Raw genomic sequence first — 15635 nt, forward strand, 5'->3', positions numbered from 1 at the left:
TAGCGGTTATACCATACCTCTAGCTGTATCTGGCGTTGAGTGAGAATATGCATCACAAACGCTGGAGTTTCCAGCAGTAATTGTGTACGGGTCTATCAGCCGTTTCACGAGAAAGGGTACTATTCGATAGTATTCAAACTAAGAATGAAATCAGCAGTTCAGAATTGCTCAGTAGGCGCTGATTCCTCCTCCTCAACCTGTTCGTACATCTCGTCCGGGAACGGGAGACTACCCCAGATCGAATAGGGACACTGGTCCTGGCCGATGCAGTAGCGCTGCAGATCGTCGTTGTCGCAGTTCATCGGCAACGGCGTGTCGCCGTCGATCGTGTTCGAGAATTCGTAGCGGACCTGGTACTCGGTCTCCTGTTCGTCGTACCACGGCCACCGAGAGAAGACGTCCTTGAGATCCGCGACGATTTCGTCGAGGCTGCTGTCCTGATACTGCGGGAGCCACATCACCATCCGCGCGAAGTTGTAGAGGTCCTTCCTAACCGGCTTCTTCTCGTGCAGTCGCTCCTCCATATTCGCCATACAGGGGAGTTCGAAGAGGTCCTCGATCTCTCGCACCTCGATCTGTTCGGCGCCGGTCCCGGCTCGTCCGATTCGGTACGTATTGACGCGCCCGTCGCGGTCGATCGTGACTGCCGAGTGGGATTCGTGGTCGGCCAGCGTCTTCGCGAGACTGCTTGGACTCGAGATCCAATCCGTCACGGAGGATTCCCAGTCATCCTCGGCGTCGTACGCCGTAACTGCTCGATAGAGCTCTTTCGCCGTGTGGAACTCACCTTTTTGCGCTACGTCGTCGGGCGCATCACTCAGGGCCCGCCGGAGGACGCGGATCGTCCGCTCCCCACGGTCCCAGTTCCGCCAGATACGCTCGTGATGGCCGGTCTCGAGGAAGCGGTCGATCCGCTCCGTAATTGCCGACTCGTTCGTGGTTAGCCACGTCTGCTGTTCGTCGGAGAGCCCGTCTTCTTGCACCCGCAGGAGCTTCTTGAACGCCCGCTCAGCATAGTCCCGATACTTGTTGTCGAAATCACCGACCGGGACGTACAGCTTGTTGTCTTTCACTCGCGTCAGTATCTCCCCGCCATCGTCACTCTCCGTCGACGAATCGCCCTCCAGAACGAGACATTTGCGTGATGCCGCCGCCATCGGGATTTCGAGGTAGAGGCCCTCCCCGAACTCCGGCATTTCTTTGATGCCCGTACAGACCCGACCTGGATGCGGGCCATCCTCACCGGGCTCCTTGCTGTACAGCACGTCGGCGATGTCCTGCTGGAGTGACCCATCGCCGCGGGCGCGGATGAGGGATGCGAGATTGTTGACGTACAGCTCCCGGATGTCGTAGAGCACCTGGATGTTCCGGGGCGACGCGTGCTCGAACTTCGGGTGCTCTTTCACACAGATCGCACTCAGCGTCGCGAGCACAGCGAGCGTCCCCGGGTCGTCGACGAACGGCTCTTCGGCGGCGTCGACACGAACCTGCTCTTTGAACGCCGCCGTCCCGAACCTCTCGACGTCGTTCACGAGGTCCTCGGGCTGGTCCTCGCCGGCGACGACGTATCGATTGTACCCACGCGTAAACAGCTGGTTGATGCGGGTCTCACCGTACTCCAGCGGGAGTGCCGCAACTCGATACGCCATTTCCTCGTCGTCGGTGGGCGTACTCGGACTCATTCGTCGATCACCTCGGGTGTCGCCGACCGAACGTCGAATGCCGGGCTCTCGATGGGTTGAACGATGCTACAGACGTCGGCGTGGAGTGAGTAGGGCAGGCGGGCGACCCGCCGGCGGTCGGCCGTCACGACGGGGTCGATGGGGATGTCGTACGTCTCGAGGAGGAGGTCGTTCAACACTTCGCGACTCTGCTCGTCGTATCGGTGTGCCGGGTCGGTATCCAGCAGGTAGACGTGGACCCCCTGCCCGCTGTACACGACCATCGTCTCCTCGGCGTCGAAATCGTCCTCGAAGATATCCCTCAGCTCGAACCCGTACTCGATGGCGCGGTCGATGTCTTCGAAGGCGTACGGATACCCCTCGGGAGCGGCGTCGAGGATACCCGCAGCATCGAGAAGCGCATCGTCGTCCTGATCCTCGACGTCCGCCGACACCAGCTCCTCCGCTCTGTCTCGGGCGATCTCTTTCGCGTCGATGTCGACGAGGAGGACCCAGGGTCGTTCCCAGTGATCCAGCGCGTAGTAGACGGCGTCGGGCCGTGGGTCCGGTTTCTCCAGCACCTCCGGATCAGCAAGCGCGAACTCGCTCCGCCCCAGCGGGTCGTTGCGAGCTGGGTGTCGAATGAACTCGACGACGTCCTCGAAGTCGTCGAACTCGGGCGTCGTTCGGTCCCCCGACGCATCTGTTTGCCACGTATCCCGCCGGATGAAGTCCTTGGCCGGCACCTCGTCTTTGCGCACCGGGTGGGGCTCTCGGAAGGCGACGGCGTACTGTTTCGGGCCGGTCGCCGTGATAAATTCCGGCAGGTCATCCAGATAGCGGGGGAACTCCTCGGCGTAGTAGGCATAAATCTCCTCGCGGATCGCCTGTCGCCAGGTCATTGGTTGAGTTCTTGATCGAGATTTTTGAAGCCCCGAACGGTGGTCAGGCCCGCAGCATCGAGGTCGTCGACGGCGTCTCTGATGGTCGCGAACGACCGTGCCGCCCGCCCGCTGACCCGCTCGTCGATCCGATCCGCGTCGGCAAGGCTCTCCAATACGTCGAGCGCCGTCTCGCGATTGTTGAAGGCCCAGATCGCGTCGGCGTCCACCGCGCTGAGTTTGTCATAATCCTCGACCGGGGCGTGCCGGTTGTTACTCGCGAGCTCTGCTTCGCCGGCCCAGACGAGATCGCCGTCCTCGTCGATGCCGGCCACGTCCAGTACGGTGCCGTCGTCGGTTTCGTAGTACGGTTCCATGCGAACCACGTCGTCCCGCTGCTGGAGCCAGAGCTCGAGGAGCCGGACGCCAACCTTGTGTGGCGTTTTCTCGCCGAGATCGCCCGCTCCTGGCCCCGCCTTCAATTCTCTCCCGAGGAGGTCTCGACCGTCCGGGAGGACGGTGTAGTACTTGCGCCCGGCCGCGGAGTCCGCTTCCAAGAGGTCCTGCTCCGCGAGCTGCTCCACATGGAGATCGTCGTATTCGTCCCGGAGCTGGTTCATCCTGTCCAGCAGCGTGTACTCGTCGTCCTCTCTGTTCATCACGTCGAGGACCCGATTCAGGAACCGGACGTCGTCACGGCTGAGTCCGCGTTGTCGGAGTTCGTCATCGGGGACGGGTACGCTGCTTTCCTGGACGGGCGTTGCCCCGTTCTCCGGCTGTGTTGCTTGGTCAGCAGCTGACTCCTCGTCCGTCTCGGTGGCCTGCCCGAACAGGGGGCTTATCTCTGACTCGTCTGCATCTGGGTCGCTGTCCGTCTCGACCTGGGTGGTCGACGTCGACGCGTCCTCGGTCGTCGAGTCGCTGATGAACGCGGATTGCGTCGGGTCGGTCGCTGCATCGCCGTCGGCAGCCGAGCCCGTCGACTCAGCTCCCGTACTCCCCCAGCCAGTCTCCTCTGGGGAAGTGGTCGACTCAGTCGGCTCTGTCAGCCCGTACTGGGCCTGTGTCCGCTCGACCATCCGTGGCCGGGACACGGACTCGAAATGGTCTTCCTGGGGCTCTGTGAGCGGCTGGTCGCTTTCTGGATGCCCCGGCGCAATCGGGAGCGGCTTTAACGAAAACGGCGGCGGCCCAGTCTTGCCGAACGACGGGCTCGGGAGCTGTGCGATCCACTCGCCACTTGGGAGCGTGTTGATCCGGTTGCGGAGTTCGGTCGGGCTGAGGTCCTCGTGGGCGAGCGACTCCGCAAGGTCGCGTTCGATCGAGATGTTCCCGATGAGCTTCGTCTTGATGTTGTTCAGCACCTCGTCATAGGCCCGCTCGTTCCGATTTCGCACCTGTTCGGGGAACTGCATCACGAGCCCCATACTCAGGCCGAACGACCGGCCCTGCGGCAGGAGCTGTTCGGAGACAAGTTTCGTCGACGCGACCGGCGCCGCCTCCTCGATGATGAGGTTCGTGAGCTTCTCGTAGTCCGTCTGACCGTCGCGACGGCGCACCTGCACGGCGTCCCAGAGGTTGCTCAGAAGTAGGAGCGTGATCGCTCGCTGTGCCTCTGGCCGGAGGTCGCCGAGGTCGAAGATGATGGTTGCATCTTCATCGAGGAACTCGCGGAAGTCGAAGCGGTTGTCGACGTACTCGCCGGCGTCATTCTGCTCGGGGACGTGGCTGAAGATCCGCCGGAGATGTGCGTCCTCTTTGAGCTTGTCGAGGCGGTTCCCGACGGCGTCCATCGAGACCTGGAACTGGTGGTTGTCCTTCGCGAAGTGGCGCGTCAGCGATTCCTCGATGTTCTGGTTGTCCGCCGAGACCGGGGGAATCGTCTGGTCGCGCTGCATCCGGAGCGCGGCGGCGAAGAGGTCGTCCAGCCCGAACACGTCACTCCCATACTCCTCGTCGAACAGCGCCTTGATCAGGTAGCTGAGGATCTCGTTCGCGACGAACGCCTGCCCGTACTGCTCGCGGCCCATAATCATCCGGAGGATGTCGTGGAAGTGGTCGACCTTGTCCTGAATCGCGTCCTCGCGGTTGCGACCAGCCTCGAGCGCAGGCCGGATGTCGAAGAAGGAGAACGCGGGGATTGTCTCCGGGACGCGGAAGTGGTAGACGTCGTCGAGGCCACTGAACCGCTCGTAGTGGCAGCGGAGGTAGTTCTCACACATCCCGTCGCCCTTCGGGTCGACGAGGACGACGGGGCCACCAGTCGTCTCACGGAGCGAGAGCGCGTCGTTGATGATGGCCTTCGACTTCCCGCCACCAGTCGACGCGAACCGCCCGTAATGCGTCGGCAACAGGTCCGGCGGGATCCGAATGGGGTCCGGCCGTGGCTCACCGTTCTCGTCGAGCGCGTAGCCGATGGCCATCCCGTCTTGGAACTGCTGGATCAGATCCGGATTCGGCCACGGGAGCGGGTTCCGACTCTGCTGTTCGGCTCTGGTTCCCCGCGTCCCTTCGACGGTCAGCTGTTCGGAGGAGGGGACGAGGACGAAGTTCGCGAGCTCCGTCCCACAGAGGACCAGCTCGGGGCGTGTCTTCCCTCGGCCCGTCGTCAACTCGCGATTGAGGAGGCGCTGGAGAGCGGCCCGTGCCTTCTTCTCCTTCGTCTTCTCACGGAAGCCGCTGTCCCGGAGGCGTTGTCCCTCGACCTCGTAGAACGGTCCATCGAGAGGGTCGAACACGGGGAGGAGCGAGTCCATCCGGCCATCGAGGTCGTCGCGGGTGTCGTCGGTGGGGACGCCGACGGCCCGGATGTTGACCGTGAACGACCGTTTGGCGTTCTTCGCGTCGATGTACTCGATCCGCTTCTGGACGGCCTCGCTGAGCTGTCGGTCGTCCTGGTCGCTCCGCTGCTCCTCGACCTCGAGTAACGACCCGACGACCTCCTGGAAGAACGTGTCGCGGCCGTCGACGAGGTCCTCTTTCCGCACCTCCGCATCGGACTGCCAGCTGGCACGCCGTTGGAAAACAACCTGGAAGGCGGTCGGCGCTGTCGCCTCCATCAGGTGGTCGATCAGCGCCGCCAGCGCCGCGCCCGGTTCGTCGACGGACGAGAGGTCGCCGTTCGTTTCCTCCGCTGTGAACGGCGTCAGCGAGGTCATCCAGTCCTGCTTCCGCGATCCGGAGCCACACCACCGAACCCCGAGCGGCGAGACAGCGTCTTGTGCCGGGCGAGCCAGAATCGTTCCCGCCGGTGTCATCGTCGGCTTCTCGATGGCCCGTCGCTCTTCCTCGTCGTCTGGAAGTGCATCGGGCGGCGCCAGTTCGAGGGCTGAGCCCCCGACAGTAACGTGATGATCGGGGACGCTCGTGGTTGCCGTACCGCCGTCGACAACGGGGTCTGCTTCGGTTGCCTCGGAATCCACTGATTCCTCGTCGATATCGTACTGTTCTGCCGGGTCAAACTCGTACTGCAGCCGCCCGGCCTCGTAGTGGTCGACGAATTCCTGCGGTGTGAACTCGACTGGCTGAATGAGACGAGCGGCGACGTCGACGTCGACGCGCTCGATGTCGAACGTGGCCGGATAGATGGAGCGGAGGCGTTTCTCAACCGTATCGAGGTGGGCGTCGGCCCCGTAGAAGAACTCCACCGGGTCGTCGGGTCCATCACTGATTGCGAGGAACTCGAATCGGGGTGGTGTCTCACTGTGGAGTGGGTTCAGCTTCGCCCCGAGGCCCGACGAGCCGGGCGTGGTCAGTTTGTGGAGGCTGTCGAGGACTCGGGGGATGCTCTCCGGGTCAAGCCGCTCGGATGTCGGCGTGACGCGCAGGTACTCAGCCATCGTTGGTGTCCTCCGTAGTCCCGCCGTCTGGCTCAGCTTCGACGGCGTCTGAGTCCTCGTTCAGTTCGCTCGTTTCGTTCGTTCCGTTCGTTGCTCGATGCTCGAGATCTTCCTGGAACTCCTCCATCTCGGTATCGACGGCTTCGTCGCCGGCGCCGGGCAGTGAGGATCGGACCTGTGAGGTCGGGTCGAAGTCGATGACCTGCTTCTCCTTGGGCATCGCTTTGACCTGGATGCCGCGCCACTCGCCGTCGACGCCCACGAGTGCCTCGGAGAAGCCGGCGTCCTCGTTGCCCGGCACGGCATCTTGGACGAACCGCATCTGTGCGTAGTTCAGGCCGAACTCGTCGGCCCACTCCTCGTCCATCCCGTCGAGGCGGTGGAACTGCTTGACCGCACACTGGTCCAGAATGGCCTCGCTCTCGGCGTGCTCGAAGAACTCGTCGACGGTCTGCGTGACCAGTCGAATCGAGAGGTCGTGATGCCGGTGGTGGCGGAAGACTGTCTCGAGGAACGCCAAGCTCGCGGCGTCCTGCATAATGTAGCGTGCCTCGTCGATGTAGAACACGACCTCCTTCTCCGAGACTTTCGCCCGCTCGTAGACCAACGAGATGAGTAGCTGCATCGTCAGCGCCGTGCTGCTGTCGACACTGCCCTCCTGCTGGGCCAGATCGAGGTAGATGACCTTCTCGTCACGGATATCGAAGTCGGACTCCTGGCCGAGGTTGCCGTGCCGACCGTCGTCCTCGAAGGGGCGGAGCTGGTCGAGGAGCCACGTCGCGTCCTCCTTGATCTTCCCCGCCTCCTCGTCGGATCGGACGACGAACTCCTCGGGGTCGTCAACCATGTCTTCGAAGACGTCCATCATATCCCGAATCGTCGGGCTCGGATTGTCGTGCGTGGAGATGTCGTCAGTGATGCCGTTACGCTTGTACGCTCGCTTGAGCGCGAGTTCGAGCGTCGTTCGGCGGTCACCCAGCGAGATGCCCCGCAGCGCGAAGAAGTTCGTGAGGAAGCTCATCGCGTCGTCGAGCTTCTCGTTGAACGGGCTGGCGTCCTCGCCCATCGCGCGCTGGACGTGCTCGGGCGTCTCTCGAATCTCCAGGGGATTGAGGCCGAGCGTCCCGCCGACCGTGATGCGTTTGGCGTCGAGGGCTTCGGCGACGCCGGCCCAGTTGTTCAACGGCTCGAGGATGATGCCGATACGGTCCTTGCTCTGCTCGATGGAGCGGATGAAATTCTGCTTCGAACTGAACGACTTCCCCGAACCGGTGTCCCCGACGGTGAACATCGCGTACCCGTTGTCCCGCGCGAACGGGTCGATGACCACGGGACTCTGGTTGTCTTTGTGAATCCCGAATTCGACGCCACCTTCCTCGAGAATCGTCGCGTTGTGCGGCGAGGAGAGTAACGCGCCGACGGCGCCGCCGAGCGCAATCGACGTCCGCCCGAACTCGTTGTCGCCGATGGGTGCAGCGGACTGGAGGGCGAGATCCTGCCGACAGATCGCCGTCTTCGGCGTGAGGTTCGCCGGATCGTCGCGGAGCGCGCTCTTGACCTTCTGGACGGCGTCGCGGAGGTCCTCCTTCTCGTCGGCTCTGACCGTAATGAACATCCCTTGGTCGAAGACGTTCGCGCCGTTCTCGACGGCCTTGTACGTCGCTGCGGCCTCGTTGGCGCGCTCCTGCAGGTAGGCACTCCGCACGCTCTGCTCGAGGTCAGCATCCACCTGGAGGTCGTCAGCGATGTCCTGCAGTTCGTTCCGGGCCCGCTCCTGGTTCTTCGGCGTGATGTGGGCCGTTAGATCGAACTGGACGTCGGTCATCTCGAAGAGCTCGGAGAGGTAGCCGTCGTTGGGGTAGTCGGGGTAGTCAGCGATGTACAGCGTCGTCGTCCACTGCTCGCCGACCCGTGCCGCGCGCGTTTCCCACTCGATTGCCGCTGGCGCCGTCACCGTCTTGTGTGACTCAGCGATGTCGTCGAGGAGCTGGCGTTCGGCCGCGCCCTGTTCGATGGTCTCCTCGTCGAGCAGGTCCGAGAACTCGACCTCTTCCTCGTCGTCGTCGGTGTACCAGTCCCAGAAGAGTTTCCCGCCTATCCCGACCAGTACCGCGAGCAGAATGTAGAGAGCCGCACCTTCAGCTGAGGTCGGATTCGTGAGCCACTCCGTGAGCTGGTCGACGGCTCCGCCGCCTGTTTGGAGGACGAGGTTACGCATCGTGGGCATCCTCCCGGCGTGAGTGGCCGATGATGGGTTGTTCGCGAACGACGCTCTCTGCGTCGTCGTAGTCGTGTTCGCGGCCGTTCCAGAAGTCCATATTCAACACGAAGAGCTCGACCGTGCTGAGCCGCCGAGCGGACCACCCTGAGGCTTGCTGGATGAACTCCGAGCGCACGTCGTTGACCCGGCTATCCAGCTTCTCGAACATCTGTGCGCGGCGCTCGACGTCGGTGAGGTCCTCGCGGCGAGTCACGAACGGGTTGAACAGGAACCCGATGACGGGGAACTGCGTCAGCTTCTCGGCCGGCGTCCCCTCGTCGCGGAAGCGGTCGTAGACCTCTAGTGGGGTGACCTCGACGCCGATGTAGTACCGCACCTGCTGGATGCCCCGTTCTCGCATCTCCTTCGGCCGCGTCTCCCGATACTCCTCGAGGAGTTCCCGGAAGATCGGATTTTCTTTGACGTCCTCGTCGTTCAGGCGGTCTTCGATGTTCTCGGTGATCTGTTCGACCGGGAACGAGCGGGTCGTCGCGTGGAGTTTGAGCTTCGCGTCCAGTTCCTTGTTGGCGAACTCCTCGCCGGCGTCTTGGAGTTGCGCCCAGTCGTCAGACATCGCGAAGTCCATGTTGCCGGGGTCGATCTCGATGAACGCCTCCATCGTCCCGTCGGCACGCTGGATCGCGCCAGCGCCCGGCCACGCCCGCTCGATGTTCGTGAGGTCCTGCGTCCGCTCGTCGGGCTTGAACGGCGTGTAGTTCGCGAGCCCGCCCCCGTTGCGCTCTGTTTCGTTGGTATTACTGTCGGCTTCCTCCGGGGCGCTGAACGTGATCTGGGGGCGCTTGACGTAGCGATAGACGTCTTTCGTCCACGTCCACGCGTTGAGGTGGTCGGGCGAGACGTAGACGATCGCGACGCCGAACCCGAACCCCCCTGCGACGAACGGGAGGGCGAGTGATTCGATGCCGGTGAGGCCGGCAATGAACAGGCCGACGATCGGGAAGGCGATGAGGACGCCAACGTCGCCTTCCTCGATGTTGAGGTAGGGGATGCGACTCTCCTCACCGAACTGGTCCATGATTCGCCGTGCGGCTGCGTCTTGATCGGTGGACATAGATTGTTAGTAGCTTCCAGGGTCGTTCTCCGTCCGCCGGTAGGACGGCGTCCCGCTATCTTCGTCGCTGTTCGAACCTCGGGCCGCTGCCTTCTGGGCAACGGCGTGTCCCGCAGCGGCTTTCGGGCCCCACCGGGCGGCGGTCGTCGCGACGCCGGCGCCGCCGATGTATGCTCCAGCAGCCACGCCGCCGATGAGAGCCGCTCCCTTGGTCGCACCGCCGAGAACTTTCGCGGTCAGCGGGGTCGCGTACTTGAACGTCTTCCACGTGACATAGAGCGCAACGAGTGGAAGTGAAGACGCGACGAGATACTTGAGGAACGCTGTTCCCGGCGTCAACGCCCCTCCAGAGTAGAGTAAGTCGTATCCCTTGAGGACTATCGCTGCAGGCAGGGGTAGGATGGCCAACGGGACGAACCGTTTGCTGAATCCCATCGCGACATCAGAGAGGACAGGGATATTGCCATACGCAATAGCGAACGCGATGGGCATCCCGTACAGGTAGACGTAGAGGAGAATCTGCCGGATGTAGAACAGCGCCTCCAACGCCCACATCGAAATTCCTCCAATTAGGGCAAACAGGAGACCAAGACCGGGATTGGTAATCGACCCCGTTATGAACTGCAGCATAGCAGAGCCCAGCGAGGACAGCTCCGGCATCAGAGCAATCGTGAACCCATCGACAAGGTAGAGTGCGAGCGCTCCGATCCAGTACCAGGTAATAATCAGGAAAGCACCGACCCAGGCAGTCTTCTTGGTCTTTCGAGCCTCGTACGCACTCCCGATATTGAAGATCCGGATGGTGTGTCGACCCTGAACGCTCATCACGAGCAGCAGCAGAGCGATCAACATGATCTCGCCGCCGATTAGCCCCTCTTGGATTGCTGGCCAAGGGGCATTACTTGGTTCTCCGAAAATGAACGTCCCGTCGGTCTGAGGAGTTGGAGTGCCAAACATCTCTTCGGTCAGGGTCTGATACCCCGACCGAAGACCGTCCATGAACAGACCGATGAACCAATCGACGACGTCTTTGATCCCCTCGAGAACGACGTCTATCAGGTCCACCATCGTTAGGCCTCCGTGATTGAAACCTCGCAGTCACTCATTTCCATGGATCCGGAGTACTGTACATCGAAGGCTTTCGACACGTCGTCTCCACCAACTTGGGTCCGGACTGTGACAGTGAATTCGCCGCTGTTCCCGTCCGGAGAGCATCCCATTCCCTCTTCAGATTCAGAGCCAAACGGGAACGAACTACTGAATAGGTCGACCGTTTCCTCTGGTGAGATTACCACCTGCTCGGTTTCGTACATCCCACTGCCTCGGGATTCTTCGACAGGATTTGGGACATCACCGGAGAAAACCAACTCAACAACCGCTTCTGGCCCGCTTCCAGCGTTTTCGACGGTAACGTACGCTTCCCCGTTCTTTAGCCGATCTGTCTCGGTATCTCCGTAGACTTCATCCCACGGCTTCTCAGGATTATTCCGGTAAAGGCCGACATCTCGAATCCCAATTTCTGGCTGAATCAGTGATGAACTTTCAGCTAGCGTTTCATCACCGCTGAGAGCCACGACTGTATACTCTCCAGGCTCGTAGGAAGTTCCGATCTCGAAGGAGACCTGCTGTGACCCAGCAGCGGTTTCTCGTTGACCGAAGACCTCCCCATTTGGCTGAACGAGGTTGATCTGATCTACTCCCTCTTCCGACGAGTATTCGACGACGAGTTCTGTCCCTTCCACGGTGACTTGCTGGATAATTCCCCCTTCATCGGACGGGGTTGAATTGCCGCCACCTGGGGAATCACCGTTGTTGAGACACCCGGCCACGCTCGCCAGAGCGGCACCGGCGACTGTTCGGAGGGCGGTCCGTCTACTGATGTGGGGATTGTTTCGAGTCATGGGTTTTGTCCAAAGATGTCTTCTGGGCCGAGCATCCGCAGGAGTCGCTTGCCGGCGTAGAACATCACGAAGAACGGCAGCAGCTGCCAGCCGACCTCGAACACCAGCGCAAACCAGCCGTCGATTGTCCCAAGTGGATGCCAGCGCGCCGTCGCGGAATCGCTTACGTACGCGGGATTATGGCCAAGCCACGAACCCGGATGGTACCGAGCCGTGTAGATCCCCGGCTCGTCGATCGTCACGATTGCAACGCCGGATTCGTTGGTCTCGACGCGCTGATCTGCGGCGGTGATGTACCCGTTCCGGGTGGTTCTGCCAATCGGATACTGACGGCTATTGTCGAGCGTGATTGGAGCGCCGGTCTGATTGTCCCGTAGCTCGATTCGGAGGGTCGCCTGTGACTGGTTCTGTTCGAGGACTTTGACCGTGAGGTTGCTGCGCCGGAGCTGGCGCTCGGAGCCCCCATCCGGTTCGACAATCGAGGCGTTCACGCCACGGACTATCCCCGCAACGTGGAGCGCTTCGCGGTCGATGGTCTCCGCCCGAACGGCGACGCCGTACGTCGTCGTGTACGACTGATTGACGATGTTGATGTTGATGTTCTCGCCGATGGTGCCGACGGGCGACGGGCGGTCAGTCCCCCACGTCTCGATGAGTTCGGGGCCGTCCCGGACCGGCTCAGCACGCGGGCCGATGCGTGACGGATACGCGTGGACGTACACCGGAATCGCGTCTGACTCGACGGTGGCGCTATCCGTCCGGTTCGACCGAACGAGCGTGTCCCAGTTGGTGTTCCGAGCCGTGTAGAACCGCCAGATGCCACGGACTCGTGCCTCACCGTCCTCCGTGAGCGTATATCCCTGCCACGGCCGCGACTGGAAGATGGCCACACCGGCGTCGCCGTCGGGGTACTCCGCGTAGTAGGGATACGCCGAGAGGTCGTAGATCTCGACGGCGATCGAATCGGAGACGTTCCGTGATTCCGTCCGATAGGTGACGTCGACGTCCGTCCGGTCACCAAGGTCGGTCCTGACAGTCTTCTTCAGCCGAACGCTAATCTCCGCTTCCAACGTGAGATTCGCACTCCAGTCGTCCTCGATCTGGTAGTCGAGAGCAGGCGTATGTGACCCGTCACGCTCGGCGATGATCTCGCCGTCCTTCTTCAACCGGACTTCTTCGATCTCGTGCTCCGTGAGCGACCACGAGATAGTCGTGTTGCCGGAGGAGCTCCCGTTGGGTACGCGAACGCGGTAATCAACGAACCCGCGCATCGTCCCATTCGGTGCGATGTAGAGTGGGGTTTCACCGGACTCGAGGTGGCCACGAGTAGAGGGCTGGACCGCGAAGATCGTTGCGTGAGCATCTTCGATGAAGACGCCGTCCTCGAGGTCCGCGTGCGGCGGATGCATGGACGTATCTGGGCCGCCGGCATCGAGGTCCTCGAAGTCGTTCCTTGTCCACGTCGCCGCGGTCGCGGGCGGGCGTTTGAACGTGACGTCGGTCCCGTTCGCGACTTGGTGGACGGCGGAGCGGTCCTCGCCGTACCGCTGGCGGTACTCCTCTTGGCTGATGTAGTTGTCCGCATCACGTGACCACAGCGTTGCCGACTCGTTTTCCGTGAGCCCGTTCCCCTCCGTACCTGGTCGTGGCGGGTCAGCGGCGACGATACCCGTGATTAGGCTCGTCGCCAGCAAGCCGGCGATGAATACAGGGAGCTTTCGTCGTATCATCAGGGGTGTGTTGTGGGAACCGGGTAGTCACCAGGGGACGAGGTCCACGCACTCTGCCAGCGGGAGACCCATTATCGACCCGGCGACGGTGTACAGTGGGCCGAGGACGACGAGGACGACCGCAGACTTCATCGCGGAGCGCTTGTGGCGCTTAAGTCCCTTCTTCTGCTCAGGGTTGAGGGTGAACATCTCGATGAGGGAGTCAGCCTGCCAGACGATGGCGAGGCCAACGATCCCCAGCGCAGTAGTCAGCTGGAAGAATCCCTCAATCATACTCGGAAGGTTATCTGCGCTACAGACCGCGTTGTCCTGGGCGGCTACTGGTTCCACAGCGACGAGGCTGAGGAAAACGATCGTGAGCCCCGCCTGCCGAGCGATACTTTTGTTCAACAGTGACTGATTTTCAGCGCTTTGCTCAGAGTCGGAGGGAGTCTTGTTCTCTGACATCGCGAATTATTCGTTTGGGGTATCTCCAGCTGGCGGCTTGCGATCCGCATCTTCCACGAGCGACTGGAGATCAGCGAAGCGGTTTGTGGTTTCAGCGATCTCTTCGAGTGTGTAGCCCTGCTCGCGGGCCCGCTCAAGGAGGTCTCGGAATTCGTCGGGATCCACGCCACGAACGTCCATCTCTTCGCGGAGGGCACGACGATAGAGGGCTGAAGCGTTGATGTGGTCGTTCCACATCAAGTATAGGTCGTCAATCTCTTCGATGGTCACCGATCTGGTAATCATATTTGTGTGGATTTGGCCACCGACACTGTGTGTTGGCGCACGGTGGTCGATACTTCTGAGGGATTAAGTGGAAATCGTTAGTTAACTAGGATTAATCCGATATAATCCCAATTTAAACTTCAATAAACGCTAGAATAGCATCTGGTCTTAGATGGTCTCGACGGAATTACCCAACTTAGGCTTCTGATCAATTGAGGTGACTGCCCCGATCCTCTTGGTGACTACTCAATCTCCAGTATCGTTCCCTCACCCTCGTTGAGCTGTTCGCGGATTTCGTTCAACAGAGCTTTTCCTTCTTTGTGTAATTCCTCACCCTTCTCGAGCGAGACGTCATCCGTATCGAGCTGGTCGATGATCTCTTCGACCTGGTCGACTCGACGGTTGATTTCTGGGTCTTTCGCCATCGCTTAGAACACCCCCAACCAGAGTGCGGTAATGAGCAGTAACAGTAGGAGGAGGACGGCGATGGCGACCTTGTAGTACACCGGCGGAAGCCCCTCGGGAACAGTCGCCTCCTCGACTGCCTCGGCCAGTTCCTGCTCGTGTTCGTGCGCCTGCTCGAAGGTCTCGTAGGCGGCCTCCAGCTGTTGCTTCAGCGGCTCAACCTCGCTTGCGAGAAAGTCATTCCGAGACGTGGCGATGGACTCGCCGGCGGTGGTCGGCGTGATCGCGGCCATATCGGCCACCCAATCCGCAATCAGTCGGTCGTCAGTATGGCCGATGGCAGTCACAATCGGTGTGTTCGCGGTGAAGATCGCTTCCGCGACGCGCTCGGTGTTGAACGCTTGGAGGTTCGAATCGCTCCCGCCACCGCGGCCGACGATGATCGCGTCGACGTCCTCGGAGCGGTCCAGATGGTGAATCCCGTTCGCGATGGATGTCGGTGCCTCAGACCCTTGGACGGTCGCATCCTTCACCAGGATGTCGACGGTGGGGTCCTGCTCGTGGATCGCGCTCTGGACGTCGTAGCGAGCGTCGCCCCGGAGTGAGGTCACGACACCGACCCGCTCTGGGAACGCCGGCGGGCGCTGTTTCTGCTCGTCGTCGAACCAGCCACGCTCGTCAAGCTCGCTGCGCAGTCGCTCAACCGCGGCCGCTTGGTCGCCGTCGCCGACGACGATCACCTCCCACGGCTTGAGGTCGATTTTCCCGCCCTCAGTCCAGTAGTCGATATCGCCTTCGAGGATGACCTCGGTGCCGTCTTCGAGGTCGGCCTCCATCTCCCGGTAACGGTTCGCCCAGATCATACAGGGGAGCTCAGCCTCACCGTCGGTGAGCGTGAAGTAGAGCGCCGTACTGTTCTGATAGAGATCCGTAACTTCGCCAATACAGCGGACACCGCCGAGGGCAGGCGCGTCCTCGACGACCGACGCAATCCTGTCGTTCAGCTGGGACACGCTAAGGACCTCTCTCGCATCGGGTTCGACCGCCTGCCGTTCGGTATCCGGTGCCTCAGCCATACACGTCTGGTAACCTTTGAACAAGCGCCTCCAAAAAGCTACGTCCGAGTTGGGTTAGGACATACGCGTGGTATAGACTCCAAACCCGGATGCTGCTTT

At 61.5% G+C, this 15635-nt stretch carries 12 protein-coding genes; all 12 read right to left on the reverse strand.

Annotation, left to right across the window (positions count from 1 at the left end; translation table 11 throughout):
• Positions 1-158 precede the first annotated feature (158 nt).
• The 12 genes from NO930_RS13720 to xseA all read right to left on the reverse strand — a co-directional run bounded on the left by NO930_RS13720 (position 159) and on the right by xseA (position 15536).
• Entirely contained in the window at positions 159-1682 is a 1524-nt protein-coding gene (locus NO930_RS13720) for a primase-associated protein (protein WP_256403859.1), read from the reverse strand.
• Positions 1679-2563 (reverse strand): bifunctional DNA primase/polymerase, encoded by an 885-nt coding sequence (locus tag NO930_RS13725; RefSeq protein ID WP_256403860.1) that lies wholly within the window; start codon positions 2561-2563, stop codon positions 1679-1681. Before NO930_RS13725 ends, NO930_RS13720 begins: the two co-directional genes overlap by 4 nt.
• Complete coding sequence (locus NO930_RS13730; protein ID WP_256403861.1) at positions 2560-6381, reverse strand: ATP-binding protein; 3822 nt, start codon at positions 6379-6381, stop codon at positions 2560-2562. The genes NO930_RS13725 and NO930_RS13730 overlap by 4 nt, the downstream gene beginning before the upstream one ends.
• Positions 6374-8608, reverse strand: coding sequence for a VirB4 family type IV secretion system protein (locus NO930_RS13735; protein ID WP_256403862.1), 2235 nt, complete (start codon positions 8606-8608; stop codon positions 6374-6376). Before NO930_RS13735 ends, NO930_RS13730 begins: the two co-directional genes overlap by 8 nt.
• Positions 8592-9713 (reverse strand): TraC-like domain-containing protein, encoded by a 1122-nt coding sequence (locus tag NO930_RS13740; RefSeq protein ID WP_256403863.1) that lies wholly within the window; start codon positions 9711-9713, stop codon positions 8592-8594. The genes NO930_RS13735 and NO930_RS13740 overlap by 17 nt, the downstream gene beginning before the upstream one ends.
• A gap of 6 nt (positions 9714-9719) precedes the next feature.
• On the reverse strand, positions 9720-10781 hold the full coding sequence (locus NO930_RS13745; protein ID WP_014053097.1) for a TrbL/VirB6 family protein: 1062 nt from the start codon (positions 10779-10781) through the stop codon (positions 9720-9722).
• A gap of 2 nt (positions 10782-10783) precedes the next feature.
• Positions 10784-11614 carry a hypothetical protein gene (locus NO930_RS13750; RefSeq protein WP_256403864.1) on the reverse strand — a complete coding sequence of 277 codons (831 nt, stop codon included), beginning with the start codon at positions 11612-11614 and terminating at the stop codon, positions 10784-10786.
• On the reverse strand, positions 11611-13344 hold the full coding sequence (locus NO930_RS13755; protein WP_256403865.1) for a DUF8186 domain-containing protein: 1734 nt from the start codon (positions 13342-13344) through the stop codon (positions 11611-11613). Before NO930_RS13755 ends, NO930_RS13750 begins: the two co-directional genes overlap by 4 nt.
• A gap of 27 nt (positions 13345-13371) precedes the next feature.
• A complete protein-coding gene (locus NO930_RS13760; protein ID WP_251331444.1) occupies positions 13372-13791 on the reverse strand; it encodes a DUF7985 family protein in 420 nt (139 codons plus the stop codon).
• A gap of 6 nt (positions 13792-13797) precedes the next feature.
• A complete protein-coding gene (locus NO930_RS13765; RefSeq protein WP_256403867.1) occupies positions 13798-14076 on the reverse strand; it encodes a hypothetical protein in 279 nt (92 codons plus the stop codon).
• Positions 14077-14297: 221 nt separating this feature from the next.
• Positions 14298-14480 (reverse strand): exodeoxyribonuclease VII small subunit, encoded by a 183-nt coding sequence (xseB, locus tag NO930_RS13770; RefSeq protein WP_256403868.1) that lies wholly within the window; start codon positions 14478-14480, stop codon positions 14298-14300.
• Positions 14481-14483: 3 nt separating this feature from the next.
• Positions 14484-15536, reverse strand: a complete 1053-nt coding sequence (xseA, locus tag NO930_RS13775; protein WP_256403869.1) for an exodeoxyribonuclease VII large subunit — start codon at positions 15534-15536, stop codon at positions 14484-14486.
• Positions 15537-15635: the final 99 nt, after the last annotated feature.

This window comes from Halorubrum salinum (assembly GCF_024494575.1).
Lineage (GTDB): Archaea > Halobacteriota > Halobacteria > Halobacteriales > Haloferacaceae > Halorubrum > Halorubrum salinum.